An 18005-nucleotide genomic window follows, 5' to 3' on the forward strand; every position below is an offset into this window, starting at 1 on the left:
TGTTGCTGTTCTTTCGGCTGCTCGTCATTGATAGAATTATAACGTAACAAAAAGCAAGTCGCATAATCCTTGGTTTAAAGATGCGACCTGTCATTCCTCTAAATTGTCCGTTAGTTGCCTCGATTGCCTCAATATTCGAACTACTTCAATGTATTCTCCATGTATTCTATAGATAACCCTGTAGCTTTTTATCATTTTTTCTCTAATAAACTCAGAATTATATTTTGCTACCATTCTTCCCGAATATGGGAATATGGGAATTAAATCAGCCATACCTACAATTTCCTGTGCAATCCTTGCATACCTTTCTGAATCCTTTTCAATATACAAGCAAATGTTTTCTAAATCCTCAGCTGCCAATAATGACCATCTCAACTCAACCACTTACCCATACGCTCCTTCACTTGATCATGAGTAAGGTGCTTTCCCTCATCAAGTTGATTTAATCCGGCCTCAATTTTAGATTGAACAAATATTTCCTCCATAATATCCTCATAAGTGACATCGTCGGGAAGTTCGCTTATCGTTTTTATAACCTCTTCTTTTATACTCATTTTCTCACCTCAGTTATTGAACTTTTCATTATTATAACGAATTTGAATCGTCATTTACAGAATTTCCGACGTATCATGAATGAGTGACCTGCTACACCTCTCAATATTATTTTTTCCTCTCCCCCTAAATTTCCATACTTTTTCAATGCTTTCTTCCGCCCTTTAACTGAAGGTCGAACTTTATGTTGTTATACAAGGGCTTTCGCAAACCCGATACTCTTTTCTCCAAAGCCTAATTTTTTATATAATTGGTGCCCATTTGACCTATCCGGTCGATCCCCACCTTAAACCTTAAACAGGGCGCTGCTTAGTTTGACGAGTTCCTTTAAAACGGACATCTGCCAACCAAACATCACCCTGATTCATCCCTTTGGTCATTATAGATGTCATCCCCCTTATTATCCCACCAGGTCAGCACCTCCATTTAGTTGTACTCTTATTATATCTTATATTCGATCAGACATAAAATGTTCAAAAGGTTTTCTTTATTCTAGAAAGTAACCATTTTCCGCCATTGAACAAGAAGCATCAACAATAATACTACGCCAACCAATTTTATAAAACCAGTAAGCCATACCATAATAACGAACAATGGCTCAGGATTTAGGGACATTTCATAGATAGCTCCACCCAGGGGTCTAACACCCAGCATACCACCCATTGCCCAATAGAAACTCATACCAGCAAAAATACAGTCCAAATAATACCCAGAATAATAAACCAATAGTTTGTATAACTAGAAGGACTATTCTTTCTTATTCTGTTCAAGTAATTCAATGATCCTATTCAATTTTTTATCAATGTCTTTTGAATTGTTCTCTTCTCTTCTACTAAATGAGCGATAAAGAAGGAACGGAATAAGAAACATGCCAATAAAAAAGATAAACCCTAACAGTGGTGCTATAACATCCATAGAATCCACAAGCTACCCCTTCCTTTTCATTTAATTTTTAGAGATTTCCATTGGTAAATGAGCTTTCCTATATTCTGTTAAAGTAGCTCTTTTGTGGCATGAAGTTTCTATATTATTCTGAAATAACTGATTATTTTACTATGAAGTCAAAAAGTCTCCTGCGGGGATTGGGTTTAGAGCTACCCCATTAATCATTCGTTCGCGAACGAGGTCGACAACGTTAACCCGGCTAAAATAAACTGTAAATCTGCAAGAAAACCTCATTCAACATCAAAGTACCAATGTAAGCGTCAAATAATCCCCACCTAATAACAGGCGGGGATGTCATGTATGCTTTATTTAGATTGATTAGGGACGAAACATTCTTGCGGGAGTGTTTTGGACCATGGCAGAAGTTGAGCCAATTGCGCTTGATCTGTTGTATCCATATTGGGAAGTTCCTCAAACAAATAGCTAAGGTAGTGGAATGGATTCAATCCGTTTTCCTTGGCTGTCTCCACAATACTATAGATCATCGCACTGGATTTTGCTCCCTTTGCGGTGTTGCTAAACAGCCAATTTTTCCTCCCCATCACAAACGGCTTGATGGATCGTTCGGCTCGATTGTTATCGATCTCCAATCGGCCATCCTCTAAAAATGCCTCTAAACGCTCCCATTGGTTACGACAATATTTAATCGCCTTGCCAAGCGCACTTTTTGGTAATACATGTGGCGTTTGTTCTTGAAGCCATGCCAAAAAAGCCTCCAGTACGGGCTGGCTGCGTTCCAAACGCTTTTCATAGCGTTCTTGTGGACTTGCGTCCTTTAAATGGCGTTCAATGTCAAAAAGCTGATTGCAGAAGGCCAAACCTTCTTTCGCTTTCACAGACGTCGTGGCTGCGGATTCAGGCAATGCCTGCAGCGCTTCCGTGAATTTACGACGCGCATGCGCCCAACAGCCGACCAAACGGACATGGGGAAGGCCATTGTATCCTGCGTAACCATCGACATGCAGGTAGCCCTGAAAGCCATCCAGGAATCGGCGGGGATGCTTATTCGCCCGGGTCTGCTGATAATCGTACAGCACCATGGGCACATCGGCTTGTCCGGAGCGAAACAGCCACATATAGGACTTCGATGTTGCCGATCGTTCCGGTTCGGATAACACTTGTAAGGTTGTCTCATCCGCGTGTAAGGCATCCAGCTCTAATAGTTGGGCATGCATTTCGTTGTAAATCAGCTCGAGCCACGTGTTGGCACCGGACATCATCCAATTGGCCAGAGTCTGGCGGGGGATAGATACACCGAAACGTTCCAGGTGTTTCTCTTGCCGATACAAGGGCATGCCTTCCACATATTTCTGGGTCATGGCATGAGCCACGGCGGATGGAGAGGCTAAGCTTCCCGGAAATGCCGGTTCCGGCATCTTCGCTGTCACGATAGGCGTTTCGATGTCATGGCGTTCACAATGGCGGCAGCCATAGACATGGCGGACGTGCTCCACGACTTTCACTTGCGCTGGAATGACCTTTAATTCTTTTCGCACGTCCGTACTCATATCGTGTAGGGCTCCGCCACAACACGAACAGACCTGCTCCTCATCGGATAAATGATAGTCCATCGTTTCCGTCGGCAGGTTTTCGAGCTTTTGTTCGCGTTGGCCACGCTGTTTCTTGCGTTTATATGTAACCGTTTCGACCGTTGATTCTTCAACCGTCGGGGTGGATGTACCTTCGACCTCATTGAAAAGAGAGAGCTGGTCTTCATCGGTCTTCTCACTGGAAGATCCGAATCTGCGTTGTTGGCTTAGGCGAAATTGTTCTTCGTACCATTGGACTTTAGCCTCCAACGCCTCTTTTTCCAGCTCAAGCTTTTCATTTTGCGCTCGATAATATGCAATTGATGGGTTTGATGATTGCGCTGTATGTGCCATACCATAAGTATACGGAAAAGCATCCAACTTGCCCAGTCGAATGCCCGTATTTCTAAATTTCAATGTTCTATAGAATGGTACGCGCTTTGACCTCCCGATGGGCCTGCCTCTGCTCGATGGGCAAACCATCCAGCAGCCACCGAAGTTGGCGCGGACTGATGGTCATGGGTGCCGTTTCTGTTTCCGATGGCCAATGGAATGTGCCATTTTCCAACCTGCGGTAATGGAGCCAAAAGCCGTTGTGCTCCCACTGCAGGATTTTCAACTTGTCACGTTTCCGATTACAAAACACGAACAGACAAGGGGAAAAAGGATCGAGATCAAAGCATTGTTGGACAATAACGGCCAGACCGTCGATCGATTTGCGAAGATCCGTGTTTCCCCGAGCCAGGTACACGCGCTCGAATGATACATTCAACATTGGCTTCGCAACACATGAATGATATCGGATAATAACCCAACATGGGCGCCCGGCCTTACTTCGACGGAGATGGCACCGTAGTGAATAAAGATAGGTTCCGATCCTCCGGAAGGTATAGGATCATCATCGTCGACTTGGACCGTCAGCCATTGGGTTGAATCCGGTTCCGATGATATCTTGTCATCCTTGAATCGCTGGACCCAATAATACATTTGATTGACGTTGATGTCCTGCTCACGACACCATTCGGCCACACGTTGTCCGCTTTCTTTCCAGGCATCATACCGAGCTTTCCACTCGATTCTCTTGTCTTTCAGCGTCATCACATAACCTCCCGCAATCATTTCTAAGGCGATTATGGCACGGATGACTTTTGATTCCTATGTGTATTCTATTTGACGCTTACGTACCAATGTAAAAACGCTTTTAGCTGATCAACCTCATCAGGGAAAATTTTCTTTCTTTTCTTGATCATAAAATCATTGATTGCATATCGATAGATCTTGCTCACTGTTCGAGGTTTTTTTCCGTAACTGATCGGCTCGCTTTTGGACATCTATCAAAATTTCCAGTTTTTCCATGAGAAAAACCTCACTGTCACCTTTTATTTCTAAACAACATATTTTTCACACTGCCAGTTCCACAACAATCACAGATCGATCGCAAGTCTTACTTTTAGTAACCATATTCCTCTTTTAATTTTCAACCACAAGTCTTCCATCTCGAAATACTTCGATCACGTTTTGAATATCCTCAATCTTCTGTGATGGATCGCCATCTATAACGACTAAATCAGCTGCTCTTCCCTCTTCAATAACGCCGAATTCGTTGCTTTGTAATGCATCGGCAGCATGAGATGTAGCCGATTGAAGTGCTTCCTTAGGGGTTAGGCCGCTTTCAACGAGTAATGCCAATTCTTCGTGCATACTTGGACCGAATAGGACACCGGGCATCCCAGCATCACTACCCGCCAGAATCTGCCCACCTGCATCATGAAATTCCTTGACACGTTCAAGCTGATCTGACCTCATTTCTGGATCACCGTTCAGCGTTTCGACACGTAACGTGGGTGTCATCGAGACCCCTTGCTCAGTGATTTCTTCCAATAAATCGTCCTCCCAGCCGTCTCGAACAGCCCCGGCACCGATATGCTCTAAGCCATCGACGCCAGCCATGAGTAGATCTTCCAAGTCGTCGATTCTTCCCCACTGTCCAAATACTGCTATATTGTGAGCGTGCGCTTCGTCTACGATGCTTTGTAACACATCTTCATCGATCGGCTCTAACTGGGATTCATCCGGGCCTCTCTCCTGAACCACTTTAATCAGGTCGACACCGTCATCAGCCAGCTGTTCTACATTTTCCCGTGCTTTTTCCGGTGTATCGGGATAAAGCACTACTTCGGAATGGGGATCAGTACCAACCGTTGCAATGGGGTGACCTTCCAATGTGGTAAATAATGAGCCTGATGCATAAAGGCGCGGGCCTTCAAGTTCCCTCTCATTCACAAGATCACGAAATTCCATGATCCACTCATGTTCATCACCGACACTGCGAATCGTTGTTACACCATGTTCTAAAAAGTTACTTCGTTTTTCCGGTGTAAATCTTACAAAGTCAGCAATCATTTTCGGAAACGATAACAATCCGAATGCTTCCCCTTCTTCAAGTTCGAGCATGCCTACATGGACATGCATATCAATCAGACCCGGCATAACCGTTTTTCCATTCAAGTCCTTAATGGCTGCGGCGTCGGGGATATCAATATCGTTACCTACGTCGACAATCAGGCCATCTTCAATCAGAATCGTGCTATCATCGTATGCTTCCAACGCCTCACCGACGAGTACGGTCGCATTCGTAAGCGCCAGGTAGCCCTCTTGTTCTTCTGAAACGTTATAGATCGTAGCATAATAGTACGTAACACCACCAACAAGGACCAGCACAATCAGAATAACTGCTGTTAAGAATAACCGCTTGACAAACCTCCAAAAGGAACTTCCACGATTTTTTTTCTTATCTTTAGCCATGCGTATTATTACCTCACTATCTTTAAGGTGTCTAACATTAATGTACGATACAGGACAGCGGATAATATACTGTAACCAGGGTGTTGGACACAAAATGAGAAAAAATAAGATAAACTATAGCTATGAGTAAGAAAAGAAAAACATACAGCCCAGAAGAAAAAGCCAAGATTGTTTTGGAAGTTTTGAGAGAGGAAAGCACCCTCAAAGAGATATCCCAAAAATATGGGGTGAGTCAACAGTTGATCAGTCGATGGCGGACGGAATTCCTGGATAATATGCCATCCGTGTTTGATAAAAAGGCTGCCAAAACCGAAAAGTTAAAGCAGGAGCATGAAGCTGAGAAGGAGGAGCTCATTAATCAAATCGGTCAGCTTACGGTAGAAATGAACTGGCTCCAAAAAAAACAGAAACAGGTCTCGGATTGGAGGAGAAAAAAGCAGTAATCGATTTTGACAGTAAAGAGATCTCCGTTAAGCGCCAGTGTCAACTTTTGGATCTATCCAGGTCGACGGCTTATCATCCGATCATCGTTAAGCAGCCTGATCAGAAGGAAATTGCCATTAAAAATACCATCGACCGAATCCACTATGATGAGCCTGCATTCGGCTGTCGTCGCATTCGTGGAGAACTGCATAAACGTGGCTTCAGCGATGTAGGATTCAAACGTACACGCCGATACATGGAAGAGATGGGCATTGTCGCCTTTTACCCTGGGCCGAACTTGAGCAAACGGGATTTACAAGCACGAACCTATCCTTACTTGCTTCGGGGCGTGAGCATCACCCACCCCAATCATGTTTGGGGCATTGACATCACGTATTGCGGCACGCCTACAGGCTTTATGTACCTAGTGGCCATCATCGATTGGTTCTCACGGCTCGTTGTGGGTTGGGCCTTGAGCAACACGATGCATACCGATTTTATCATACGCGCCGTGGCGGAGGCGATCAACGCTTATGGTAAACCTGACATCATCAACAGTGACCAGGGAAGCCAGTTTACATCTAACGATTACATCGACTTTATCAAAAGCTATGAAACCGTGAAAATCAGCATGGACGGGAGGGGACGAGCGACAGACAATGCCCGAACAGAGCGGTTTTTCCGGAGTTACAAATGGGAAAGACTCTATCTCCTGTGTCCGGAAACGGTCTCGGAATTGAAGCAAATGACCAAGCTTTATATGTCTCATTACAACTGGAACAGGCCTCATCAAGCTTTAGAAGACTATGAACCGGCACGCATTTATTTTGGCGAATGTGGTCGTTAAGGCACCCACTCTAGCGAAAGGAACAGACGCTACAAATCGCTCGTTTTCGCCTTGCTGGGAGCCGCCGAAGGGTACCATTGACAGCTGTGTTCGCTTCCGTGATCCGGCGGATGGGGTCGGGGCCCCGCCGCAGGATCGGGTTTGAAGCGATGGGTTCGTGGTAAACTTCGCATGCGGCTGATGGCTCTTTGAGCTTTTTTCACCCAGTCGCCATCACATGCACACCACGAACCCAAACAGCTGTCAATGGCGGCGGATCCGAGTGGTGAAACTGGGAGGAATCCACAAATATCAGAAGCAAGTAGTAAGAGCTATATGAAGTTCAAATGCAATCCATTTCAGAGGGGAGGATTTATCTTAAAAAATCATTTTTCGTGTCTTGACAAAGGGTTACATTACATAAAGTAGTGATAAATGTCATTAAATTACGTCCTAACAAGTCATGATCGAAAATACATTCAAATCACTAAAACTGTTTCGCAACGTAAACGCGCACTGCAATTATCCAAGACAAAATCAAAATCAGAATGTCAATACCGACCAGAATATTTTGATACAAGCGCATCGTTCATTCCTCCTGCATGTAGGATTATCATTATGGTATACATGATGGACTGATTAAAAAGAAATTTACAATCTTTTATGAATGGCGAAAGGGACAATTCTAAATGGATTGAGTGAAGCAAATTCTTAAGCCTGTGAAAACACCACCGATTAATACGGTGGAATGCACTAAAACGGCCATATATTACCCTAATCCCATCCAACTTGGGCGATTATTTATTCCATTAAAGCGCTTCGTTAGTTGTATAGAAATGATTTTTACATTTCACCTATTCCGTGGGCAAGAATACTAAATAACAAACTTATCGTTGTTAAGCCAGCAACTGGAATAGCAAAATATTTGTTGTTTTTGAACTCATAGATAGCTGTAAACGCACTAGCTACACATAGCACTAACCAAACAGGAACAAATATTGCAAATGCTATATTTGTTGGTAACAGAGTGTAGCCACTAGTTAAGAAAAATACCCAATGTAAAATGAGCAACCCTAAAATTACATAAGAGATATTTCTAGGTGATTTTGCGACGATGACCACTCCCTTTCACTCTATCCCTTTTCCGCAAGACAGGAAGCCTTACTTTTGTTCCGCAATCGCGCCACGTTAATGGTATAATCTATGAATAATATGATAGGGCGAATATTACTGAACAGCAACGACAAAAAATACTGTTTACACATATTTCCCGTTAACCCTGTTTATGAGGTGAGATAATGAAGAAAATTTTAGTGACTGGTGCAACAGGTAACTTAGGTAGCTTAACAATTGACCACTTGTTAAATAAAAAGCACGTTTCTGCAGAACGAATTGTTGCAATGGTTAGAGATAAAAAACGAGCTGAGCATTTATCTAATAAAGGTGTCGAACTCAGAGTGGGTGACTACAATGACATGGACTCACTAAAAGAAGCTTTTACTGGTATAGAAAAGCTTTTAGTAGTATCCTCTCCTTCTTTAGACAACGTAGAACGTCTAAAACAACAGTATAACGTGGTCATGGCTGCGAAGTTAGCAAATGTTAAGCATACCTTCCTTGTCAGTTTAGCGGATGCAGATAAACGATTGTTCGGATTAGAAGATGTCGATATGGCAACGGAACACATGATACGTGCTGTAGATCTTCCTTTTACTTTTATGCGAAACGGTGTTTATCTAGATGAAATTAAGTTTGATCTTAAAAATGCAATTGGAAAAGAAGAATTAGTATCTTCTACAATAAGTAACGGTTTTAATTTTGTCTTAAGAAGCGATTTAGCTCTAGCAAATGCCACGGTCTTAAGTGAAGAAGGACATGAAAATAAAATTTACAACTTGGTAAATTCGGAGTTGATCACCTACCCCGAAATTGCTTCTATATTAACTGAAATTACTGGAACAGAAATTGGATATAGGGAGTCTTCCGATAAAGAAGTTATTAAAAATCTTACTGATTCAGGCGTGAGCAAGGAAGGGGCAGAATTGTTAGTCCTTTCTTTTCAAAAAAATATAGCCGAAGGAGCATTTCAGTCTACCTCTGATGACCTCAATCAATTAATTGGTGAATGTTCTACAAAAAAAGCGATAGCATCAATAATTGAATTTAGCGATTAATTCGTTGTTGTGAGACATGGAATGTTGTAAGAGCCTGTTAAATAACGGGCTTTTTTCTTGAAGCAAGCAAATACTACTACGTTCTTCACTACATTTGCATTTATTCGGAGGTAAATCAATATGCTGAAGAAAGCGACACTTTACGGTGTAGGGTTAACGCTTACATTCTGCTTGGCTCAGCTTATTAATGGAAATACAATTAACCTCATGAATTTTCTTGGCATTTTAACAGGCGGTTTTATAACAACTGTTTTCATATATTTAGTACTTCGTTTCCAAAAGCCCAAAAATGAATAGACACGAATACAATTTAAACAACTCACTATTGAACCTTTCAACTGGGCATGATTCTGAATAATGCCTCTTTATTAAAGAATCAGCGCTCAATATTGTGCTTATCGGAACGTTCATAATGTGATATCAGAAGGTGGTGTCCTTTTTGAAAAATGGTCGTGACACTGGATTTGTTTATTGGAAATTAAATTATAGAAGTAAGTTTAGAAGAACCTTATGGCACGTTCCCTTTGCTATCATTCTTTCAATCTTGATATTTACCTTCTTTGGCCTAACCACCATAAATATTGTAGTTGTTATAACGATGCTTTCTCTTTTAATTGCCCAGTTACTATATACTTACCTTAAATGGAAAAGCGAACGTAAAACGCATTTAGATCAGTGATTTCCTGTTTGATACTGTTCATCTATAGGCGTCGATTCTGGCACAACTTTTATTCCATTAAAACTCCCGTTCGTATTATGGAATTGTGACTGCTAAATATGAGAAAAGAAAAAATAACACTAATAAGCCTAACGGTATATAGATTTTCACTTTGTGTTTGAAAAGAGCCACGAAAACAGTCAATATGAAGAAGATTATAACAACAGCCAAAAGATAAACATTTATCGAACCAGTCACAACGTTGATCTCCTCCCTTTAAAGCCTCATTTAAAGGGATCTATTCTTCAATTAGTGCGCCTCTTCAGTGGAGGAAGATATTAGCCAAATTATTTCCAAAGCTCTCCTTTTATCCGTAACGCAAGATCACTAATACAAAACCGATGACAATGCCAATGAGAAAATACATAAAAACTGATATAAAGGTAACAGGCTCATTTTGTGCTAAACTCAAAATGATGCTGAATAGAGCCACAACGATTCCAGGAATTAAGCTAAAAACAAAAATCCCAGTTAATTTGCTCATATTCAAATCTTCTCCCCCTCCCGTCAATCTCTCCCCTCTTATTCCGCAATTGCGCCACGATCGTATTATGAGTTTAACCAGTCATTTCTGGTTGAACTCTTTTTAAATGGAGTTAATGATGGAGGTAGCCGGGGTAGAACGCATGCGCCTCTGGGACACGATCCCGTCCGTTATACTGTTCACCCCCTCCCTTGTAGAAACATGTTTGAGGCTGGTTGGGACAGCGATCCCGTATAACAAGCGAAGCTATGAAACTACAAGATGATCGAGGGGAGCACCGGCAAATACATTGAATAAGTGGTGATAAAAGATGGATCCAGTCATTGGCCTGGATATTGCCAAAGGAGAAAGCCAGGTCCAAGCCTTTTTACAAAGGAAAAAGCCTTATAGGAAAAGTGTATTTGATAACTTAAAAATAGGCCACCATGTTCATTGAAAATCCGGCCAGTACGATCGAAAATCTCACTTGTGTCATACATACAAGTGGGGGCAGGAGAGATGATCACCATGAGCCAAAAGTACCAAACATTAATGAAGTATATGCACGAGGGGGAATCGATACGAAAAATTGCCCGAGATATAGGGACCCACCGGGAAACAGTTAGTAAATACGTCAAGGAATACGAACAGAAGCGTAACCAACTCATGGAAGGAGGCGAAGATGTCGATGTCGAGGCGCTGATCGAAGCCTTAACAGAGAAGCCGACGTACACCACCGGTTCTCGCCCTAAACGTAAACTCACACCGGAGATTGAACAACGAATCCTTACTTTCCTTGAGGAAAATCGGGATAAGCGCCAAAAGGGGCAGAAGAAACAACAAAAAACAGTCATGGACATGTATGAGGTTTTAGAAGATGAAGAGCTGGACATTAGTTACAGTACGGTCCGTCGGTTGGTTCGACAGTTGGAACACAGAGCCAAGGAGGCATTTATTAAAGAAACGTACATGCCCGGAGATGTTTGTGAATTTGATTGGGGGGAGGTAAAAATAACGGTGGACGGACGACTACAGCCGTTCCAAATGGCCGTCTTCACATCGGCGTATGGGAATTATCGGTGGGCGTGTCTGTTCCCCAAGCAAACGACGGAGTGCTTCCAAGAAGCACACGCGCGTTTCTTTGCCCATGTCGGCGGCGTTCATACCACACTCACCTATGACAACATGCGCGTCGCTGTTAGAGGTCTGGCCGGGGAAAAAGGGCCCACAGAAGGCCTGATGCAACTGATGGTGTATTACGGGTTTCAACACCGGTTCTGTAATATCCGCCGCGGCAATGAAAAGGGCCATGTGGAACGCAGCGTGGACGTCGTTCGGCGCAAGGCATTCGCCATCAAAGACACCTTTGAGAGTTTAGAAGAAGCGAACCACTTTCTCGAGGGGGTATGTTCGGAAAAACTCAATCAGAAATCTATGAGCCAATACGAAGGTCAAACGCCCACACAGCGCCTTGAGCAAGAACGTGAGCACCTTTTAGAAGCACCGCCGAAATGGGATGCGGCTCGTGTGAAGTACGCTCGCGTGGATAAATACGCGACCGTGGTGATTGAGCAAAACCGTTATTCGGTGCCTGATCATTTGGTCGGTGAAATGATCATGGTGAAAGTGTACGCGGAGCGTATCCGTTGCTTTTACAACGAGGCGTGTATCGCGAATCATGAACGGCTCAGTGGCCACCATCGGTGGAATCTTCAACTCTCCCACGTCTTGGAGACCTTACGAAAAAAGCCCGGTGCATTGGGGGGAAGCTTAGCCCTGCACCAGGCGGATCAAAAAATCAAAGCTATTTACGAGACCCATTATACAGGAAGGGAGCGGGATTTCATAGCGCTTTGTCACTACTTGCGGGACGAGGGCGATTTCGACACCGTCTTAGCCGCCATCGACCAACTGGAGGCGATGCATCCAAAACACGTGACCACCGATAAAATCAAAGCGATATGTGCCAGAAACAACGAACAGCCGATCACGCCGCCGTCGTCTCAGGATACGGAAGCTATTGCCGAACAGGCCAGAAACCAGATGAGTGATTATGATCAGTTATTTCAAATGACAGCCACAAAGGAGGGGATTCATTGACCATTAAAACCCAAGAAGAATGGCACGCGGATGTTCAATCATACGCGAAAGAATTAAAGCTACCCATGATTCGCAGACATGTGGCTGAGCACGCGTCAGAAGCCAGTATGCAAGACATCAGCTACGAAGCCTTTCTAGCTCAACTCCTACAAAAAGAACAAGATGCCCGGCGGGAATCGGCCCGATATAACCGCATCCGCCGGGCTGAATTCAATCAGAAAAAATACTTGGAGGATCTTTCGGTTCAAGACTTGCCCGAAGATGCCCAGAAAAAGCTCAATACCTTGAAAAGCCTGGATTTTATCCGCGAAGGACGGAATGCCATTTTTGCCGGGAATGCCGGAACGGGAAAGTCGCACATGGCGATCGGCTTGGGAATGAAAGCTTGTTTGGAAGGGTTTAAAGTATGGTTTACGACGGTGCCGATTCTTGTCAACCAAATCAAGGAAACACGGGCGGAGAAAACCCTTCGAAATTTTCAAAGCCGATTCGAGAAATATGATCTGGTGATCGCCGATGAGATGGGTTATATCTCCTTTGATAAAGAAGGCGCAGAACAACTCTTCACTCATCTCTCCCTCCGGGCAGGGCGCAAATCGACGATTATCACGACGAATCTCTCTTTTGAACGTTGGGGGGAAATCTTTCAGGATGAGGTCATGACCGCGGCGATGATTGATCGCCTCACGCATCAAGCGCATATTGTCAATATGAATGGGAGCTCTTATCGCATGAAAGAGACCAAAGAGTGGCTGGGCACCCAGGATGCGGACGACGTTCAGCAGTAATCCCGGTCGACGAAGACGAAGGAGGAATGGCATCTAAAGAAAGCTAAAAGCGATGATAACCATTCGAGGCTCGTAACGATCCTCGCTATGGCAAACGGGTAGCGTAAAGGGTTTTGATTCACTGTTCTTTGACAACTGAATACAGACGTAGGATAAAAACATTCAAAGGCATGCGATTCTAACGGCTGGCTGCAAACAGGTCTTTTGACCTACCAACAAGCTGATCAACACAGAAGATTTTGCTTCATTTTTTCGGCTAAAAAAATTGTGAAAGAGTTCACGATTGGACGGAAATTCAATGAACATTTGGCCGGATTTTGAGTTGACAATTACAGAAAAGCTTCAAGTTCGCGCACAACCTTCACGGATTACATGAATTTCACCGTTTTTATCAAGAAGTTGAGCGTGTGTCTGGACAGGCCCCAGTCGTCATCTTTGAGTCAACCGGGCACTATCATGAGCCCGTACTTCAGTTTCTTGAAGAACGCGAGGTGACCTACTATTTGATTAACCCGGTCGTTTCCTATGAAGCGAAAAAAACGAGCCTGCGCAAAGTGAAAACGGACGCCATTGATGCGCATCACCTGTGTGAGCTTTACTACAAAGAAGACCTGGAAGTGTTTCAAAAGAAAACGATACAGACCATGAACTTACGCAACTTAACCAGACAACATCAAGCATTAACCGAAACTTATGTACAAATCAAACTTCAATTTCAAGCCACATTGGAGCAGATTTTCCCTGAATATCAAAGCGTTTTCAGCGATTTGTACGCCAAAATTTCCTTAACCACCTTGCTTCGTTACCCAACCTCTTACGATGTCAAAAACACAACGCAAGAAGAGTTGGCTACGGAGATGCAAAAGACAGGGGCGAAACGCTCCTATGCGTGGTTTTTGTATAAGGCTCGTTTGTTAAAGGACGCAGCTGAACGAAATCCTTTTAAACGAAACATCTATCAAAGTCATCTGGTTAGCCTTCAGATGTATGTTCAAATGCTGTTTCAATACCAAGAGCATTTATCCAAGTTGAAAAAAGAGATAGACGCCCTGGCTGAAACCTTTGAAGCATACCAAATCATCAAATCAATCCCTGGCATTGGGCGTAAGATTGCCGCCACAATCCTATCCGAGATGGGTGATATCCATCAGTTTCAACACCCTAAGAAACTCGTTGCCTATGCAGGGATTGACCCGAGCGTTCATGAATCCGGGAAGTTCAAGGCAACCATCAATCGAATCACAAAAAGGGGTTCATCAAGGCTTCGACAAGCTTTGTTCACAGCAGTTCAGTGCGGTTTAACTAACAATCGCAATGCGAAGCTTAAAGCTTTTTATGATCGTAAAAGAGAAGAAGGAAAACCACACAAGACGGCTGTTATCGCTTGTGCTAATAAACTTCTTCACTGGATTCATGCCATGTTAAAGCGTAATGAGGCTTTTGTAGAACAATAGAAAAGCTGATAATTCCATATTTTACATAACCTTCCAATGTGAAAGAGGAAGGTTTTTTGGCATGTCTTTTTTTATCTTATCATATTTTTATGGGCTTTTTTAGGTCTGGGTATTGATTAATATTAGCTGGTATAATGGAGCATTGTAATTTTCGTTATTAACCAAAAACACACCATGAAGCCAACTAAGTGGTCATTCCTCTAAATTATCCTTTATTCGCTTCGATTGGTGCAATATTCGAAATCGTATGACGCAGTTTATTGGAATACATTAAAAATAAGTGGAAGTCCATAAAACAACAATACTAAAGCAAAAAGAAAGCCACCCCACGCAAATATAATTCTCTTTTGGCTGATATCGCTAGCTACATTTTCCTGCACTTTTTTAATAAGGCGATTTTTAAATAACACATAAACCAGACCAAACATAAATAAAGATACAACTGCAGTTGGAACTATATCATTTAGATTTGCAATTTGATTTGATCGAACCCATTCAGATAGATATCTACCAATGACCATTGAAAGAGGAAGAAGGATTATAAAAAAAAGAAGCAGTCGGTTCCTAGCCTTTTTATAATTCAATGGTTTTGTGTTAGCCATTAGTATTCACTCCAGAGGTTTATAAACTGCGTTAGTACTTTATTCCATGTTCGACAATATGGCCTTATTCTGTAAGATGAGCCCCATCCTCCATAGTGGTTATAATTTCCTTAAGAATAAGGATCCCTGGTTCGATTTCCTGAAATGATGAACTCACATATGACAAAAGAACATTTTGATTGTTATATGGACTATAAATGTAACCTGGATTGATGAGAACACCCCGACGGAGCGCTTCGGTAAACAGTTTTTTGACATTTACATCTGAAGAGAACGTCAGCCATAGAAACATCCCTCCTTCTGGAATCTCCCATGCTGCCCAATCCCTAAATGATGATCGACCAACTGAGCCATAAAATCTCTGCGTTTGCGAATTTGCTTGCGCAAGAAGGCAAGGTGCTCGTCGTATTTTCCTGAAATTATAAAATCGTACATCGCCATTTGCGGTAAAGCACTTGATCCGTAAATCCGTTTGCATCCGTAGATCGCTTAATTTCTGAATCACAACCTCCGGACCCGCGATCCACCCTATGCGTAGATTCGGGGCAACAGTCTTCGAAAAACTGCCGACTTGTAAAATATGATCCCCATCATCCATAGACGCAAGCGAAGGCTCAGCTTCTTGGCTTAACCATAAATCACGATAAACATCATCTTCAATGATGGGAAGTTAATAGGCTTTCGCTAGCGCTAATACGTCTTGCTTATTGTTCCACGACATGGTTTTAGATGTTGGGTTTTGAAACGTCGGGTTCAGGTATAGCATGGACGGTTTCTTATTCGCCCTAATTTGAGTTTCCAAATCATGAACATCAAGCTCACCGCCTGTATAAGCAACCCCTTTCAAATGCATGCCCAGTGACCGAAAAACTTGCAGCGAATAAATATAGGACGGTTGTTCCAAATAAACATACGTCCCTTGTTGGAGCAACCCCATGGAAATGAGTTGCAGAGCTTGCAGGGCACCTGAAACGATGAGGATAGACGACGAAGAATAATGAATCCCCTCTTCTTGCAAACGAGCACTAATTGCTTCTCGTAAAGGTATCTCGCCTGCGCCATCACTATACCCACACAGATTAAAGGAGCCTGAAATATTTTCTACCGACGTTCTGAATGCTTGCGTAGGAAAAAGCGATGGGTGTAACTCCCCTTTGCCTAGCTGGATGACGGTCGAGTCTGTCTCATAGTCATTGATTTTTTGAATCGTCCTGGGATTGCCGGCATGAAAGCTATATTGGGAGATGGCGTTCCAATTAATAACTTGTTTGGATATATTCGACCAGCTCTGATTCGATACATATGTACCACTCCCGGGTTTTGATTCGAGAATGCCTTGGGCTTTTAACTCCTCCAGGGCGTGGATAATCGTTGTTCGGTTAACGTTGAATGCTGCAGCTATCGCTCGCTGACTCGGAAGTTTTTGACCAAAGGTCCATTCGCCATTGCTGATTTTGTTTTGAATAAAGGTGATCACTTTTAAATATTGAGGCAGATGCTCTCCATGGTTGATACTCGGCATGTTTTCAACCACCTAATTTCATAATTGGTTGACTGGTATTTTAACAAATTGGTTGAAGAAACGGCTTTCCTCCTAGTTTATCATGCTGTTATATGATCATCCCAGAAAACAAGGAGAGATTGCATTGAACTGGAAAGTATTCCTTGCTTATACCTTAGCCGTTATCCTTTGGGCTTCTGCATTCCCAGGTATTCGGGCAGGTTTGGAATCGTATGGGCCTTTTCATTTAGCCCTATTACGCATGCTCATCGGAGCCGTAGGGTTGCTCATTTTTGCGGTCAGTATACGAATGAAGCTTCCCGATAAAAAAGACCTTCCCATCATATTGTTGCTTGGTTTTCTGGGATTCTCGGTCTATCATACGTTTTTGAGCGTCGGAGAATTAACCGTAGATGCGGGAACCGCGAGTTTATTAGTGTCCACCACCCCTTTGTTATCAGCGATCTTAGCAGGTATCTTTTTAAAAGAAAAATTTAATCGTTGGGGGTGGATCGGTTCTTTCATTGCTTTTTCAGGCGTTGCAATCATCACATTTGGGGTTGGCGGTGAATTTCGTTTAGAAATTGGCGTCTTGATTATTTTGATAGCAGCCCTAGGAGAAAGTTTTTACTTTGTTTTCCAATCATCCTATTTACAAAAATATGGTTTCTTGGCTTTGCCACATATACGATTTTAGCAGGTACGTTGTTTATGCTGGTATTTACCCCAGGTTTATGGACCGCCGTACAAAACGCATCCATGGAGAGTACCATCACTGTCATTTATTTAGGGTTATTACCGACCATCGTTCCTTATTTTGCTATCGCTTATGCGACGTCCGTGAACGGAGCATCAGAGGCGACTAGCACTTTATATTTGACCCCGGCTTTATCCATTATTATTGCTTGGATATGGTTAGGGGAAGTGCCAACCATCATATCGATCATCGGAGGGACTTTAACGCTTATTGGTGTCTCCTTTACAACCATCAAAGGAACAAAACCGGATGTAGAGAATCCTCCATCTATGTCTACAAAAAGGGAAAGGGAATATCATCATTACAACTTATAAAGAAATACGGGCGCAATTATTTCACTTTTGTGCCCGGTTCGTAAGAGTGATTTT

The 18005-nt window shown here is 42.8% G+C and carries 15 protein-coding genes and 4 pseudogenes; 7 read left to right on the top strand and 12 right to left on the bottom strand.

Annotated elements, in window-relative coordinates; translation table 11 throughout:
• Positions 1-90: 90 nt before the first annotated feature.
• The 7 genes and pseudogenes from EPH95_RS05360 to EPH95_RS05390 form a co-directional block, all read right to left on the bottom strand.
• On the bottom strand, positions 91-384 hold the full coding sequence (locus EPH95_RS05360; RefSeq protein ID WP_142087970.1) for a type II toxin-antitoxin system RelE/ParE family toxin: 294 nt from the start codon (positions 382-384) through the stop codon (positions 91-93).
• Positions 372-554, bottom strand: a complete 183-nt coding sequence (locus EPH95_RS05365) for a hypothetical protein (protein WP_142087972.1) — start codon at positions 552-554, stop codon at positions 372-374. The genes EPH95_RS05360 and EPH95_RS05365 overlap by 13 nt, the downstream gene beginning before the upstream one ends.
• Positions 555-1299: 745 nt before the next feature.
• Positions 1300-1467 carry a DUF4083 family protein gene (locus EPH95_RS19775; protein WP_405127452.1) on the bottom strand — a complete coding sequence of 56 codons (168 nt, stop codon included), beginning with the start codon at positions 1465-1467 and terminating at the stop codon, positions 1300-1302.
• A gap of 335 nt (positions 1468-1802) precedes the next feature.
• Positions 1803-3385: pseudogene (gene tnpC / locus EPH95_RS05375) on the bottom strand (IS66 family transposase).
• A 62-nt stretch (positions 3386-3447) separates the two neighbouring features.
• A complete protein-coding gene (gene tnpB, locus EPH95_RS05380; protein ID WP_142087553.1) occupies positions 3448-3801 on the bottom strand; it encodes an IS66 family insertion sequence element accessory protein TnpB in 354 nt (117 codons plus the stop codon).
• Positions 3795-4145, bottom strand: a complete 351-nt coding sequence (gene tnpA / locus EPH95_RS05385; protein ID WP_227003902.1) for an IS66 family insertion sequence element accessory protein TnpA — start codon at positions 4143-4145, stop codon at positions 3795-3797. The genes tnpB and tnpA overlap by 7 nt, the downstream gene beginning before the upstream one ends.
• A 351-nt stretch (positions 4146-4496) precedes the next feature.
• The gene (locus EPH95_RS05390) at positions 4497-5831 is read right to left on the bottom strand and encodes an amidohydrolase family protein (protein ID WP_142087977.1); all 1335 of its coding nucleotides are present in this window, start codon (positions 5829-5831) and stop codon (positions 4497-4499) included.
• A gap of 122 nt (positions 5832-5953) precedes the next feature.
• Here EPH95_RS05390 and EPH95_RS05395 point away from each other — a divergent pair.
• Positions 5954-7101: pseudogene (locus tag EPH95_RS05395) on the top strand (IS3 family transposase).
• Positions 7102-7923: 822 nt separating this feature from the next.
• On the opposite strand, the gene EPH95_RS05400 reads toward EPH95_RS05395, so the two are convergent.
• Entirely contained in the window at positions 7924-8202 is a 279-nt protein-coding gene (locus tag EPH95_RS05400) for a hypothetical protein (RefSeq protein ID WP_142087981.1), read from the bottom strand.
• Positions 8203-8378: 176 nt separating this feature from the next.
• On the opposite strand from EPH95_RS05400, the gene EPH95_RS05405 reads away from it, so the two are divergent.
• Positions 8379-9254 carry an SDR family oxidoreductase gene (locus EPH95_RS05405; protein ID WP_142087983.1) on the top strand — a complete coding sequence of 292 codons (876 nt, stop codon included), beginning with the start codon at positions 8379-8381 and terminating at the stop codon, positions 9252-9254.
• A gap of 120 nt (positions 9255-9374) precedes the next feature.
• Positions 9375-9551 (top strand): hypothetical protein, encoded by a 177-nt coding sequence (locus EPH95_RS18665; RefSeq protein WP_160141624.1) that lies wholly within the window; start codon positions 9375-9377, stop codon positions 9549-9551.
• Between the two features lie 728 nt (positions 9552-10279).
• Here EPH95_RS18665 and EPH95_RS05415 read toward each other — a convergent pair.
• A complete protein-coding gene (locus EPH95_RS05415) occupies positions 10280-10456 on the bottom strand; it encodes a hypothetical protein (RefSeq protein ID WP_160141625.1) in 177 nt (58 codons plus the stop codon).
• Between the two features lie 498 nt (positions 10457-10954).
• Here EPH95_RS05415 and istA point away from each other — a divergent pair, with 498 nt between their 5' ends.
• The 3 genes and pseudogenes from istA to EPH95_RS05430 form a co-directional block, all read left to right on the top strand.
• Entirely contained in the window at positions 10955-12535 is a 1581-nt protein-coding gene (gene istA / locus EPH95_RS05420) for an IS21 family transposase (RefSeq protein WP_142087137.1), read from the top strand.
• Complete coding sequence (istB, locus tag EPH95_RS05425; RefSeq protein ID WP_142087135.1) at positions 12532-13323, top strand: IS21-like element helper ATPase IstB; 792 nt, start codon at positions 12532-12534, stop codon at positions 13321-13323. Before istA ends, istB begins: the two co-directional genes overlap by 4 nt.
• A 332-nt stretch (positions 13324-13655) precedes the next feature.
• Positions 13656-14777, top strand: a pseudogene (locus EPH95_RS05430) (IS110 family transposase); the annotation flags it as partial.
• A 257-nt stretch (positions 14778-15034) separates the two neighbouring features.
• Here the strand turns inward: EPH95_RS05430 and EPH95_RS05435 are convergent.
• From EPH95_RS05435 to EPH95_RS05445, 3 genes are all read right to left on the bottom strand, one after another.
• Complete coding sequence (locus tag EPH95_RS05435; RefSeq protein WP_142087991.1) at positions 15035-15379, bottom strand: hypothetical protein; 345 nt, start codon at positions 15377-15379, stop codon at positions 15035-15037.
• Positions 15380-15443: 64 nt separating this feature from the next.
• Positions 15444-16043 carry an aminotransferase class I/II-fold pyridoxal phosphate-dependent enzyme gene (locus tag EPH95_RS19780; RefSeq protein WP_142091499.1) on the bottom strand — a complete coding sequence of 200 codons (600 nt, stop codon included), beginning with the start codon at positions 16041-16043 and terminating at the stop codon, positions 15444-15446.
• Positions 16044-16049: 6 nt separating this feature from the next.
• On the bottom strand, positions 16050-16901 hold the full coding sequence (locus EPH95_RS05445) for an aminotransferase-like domain-containing protein (protein WP_142087993.1): 852 nt from the start codon (positions 16899-16901) through the stop codon (positions 16050-16052).
• Between the two features lie 82 nt (positions 16902-16983).
• On the opposite strand from EPH95_RS05445, the pseudogene EPH95_RS05450 reads away from it, so the two are divergent.
• Positions 16984-17951 (top strand): annotated as a pseudogene (locus tag EPH95_RS05450) (DMT family transporter).
• Positions 17952-18005: the final 54 nt, after the last annotated feature.

This window comes from Salicibibacter halophilus (assembly GCF_006740705.1).
GTDB classification, from domain to species: Bacteria; Bacillota; Bacilli; order Bacillales; family Marinococcaceae; genus Salicibibacter; species Salicibibacter halophilus.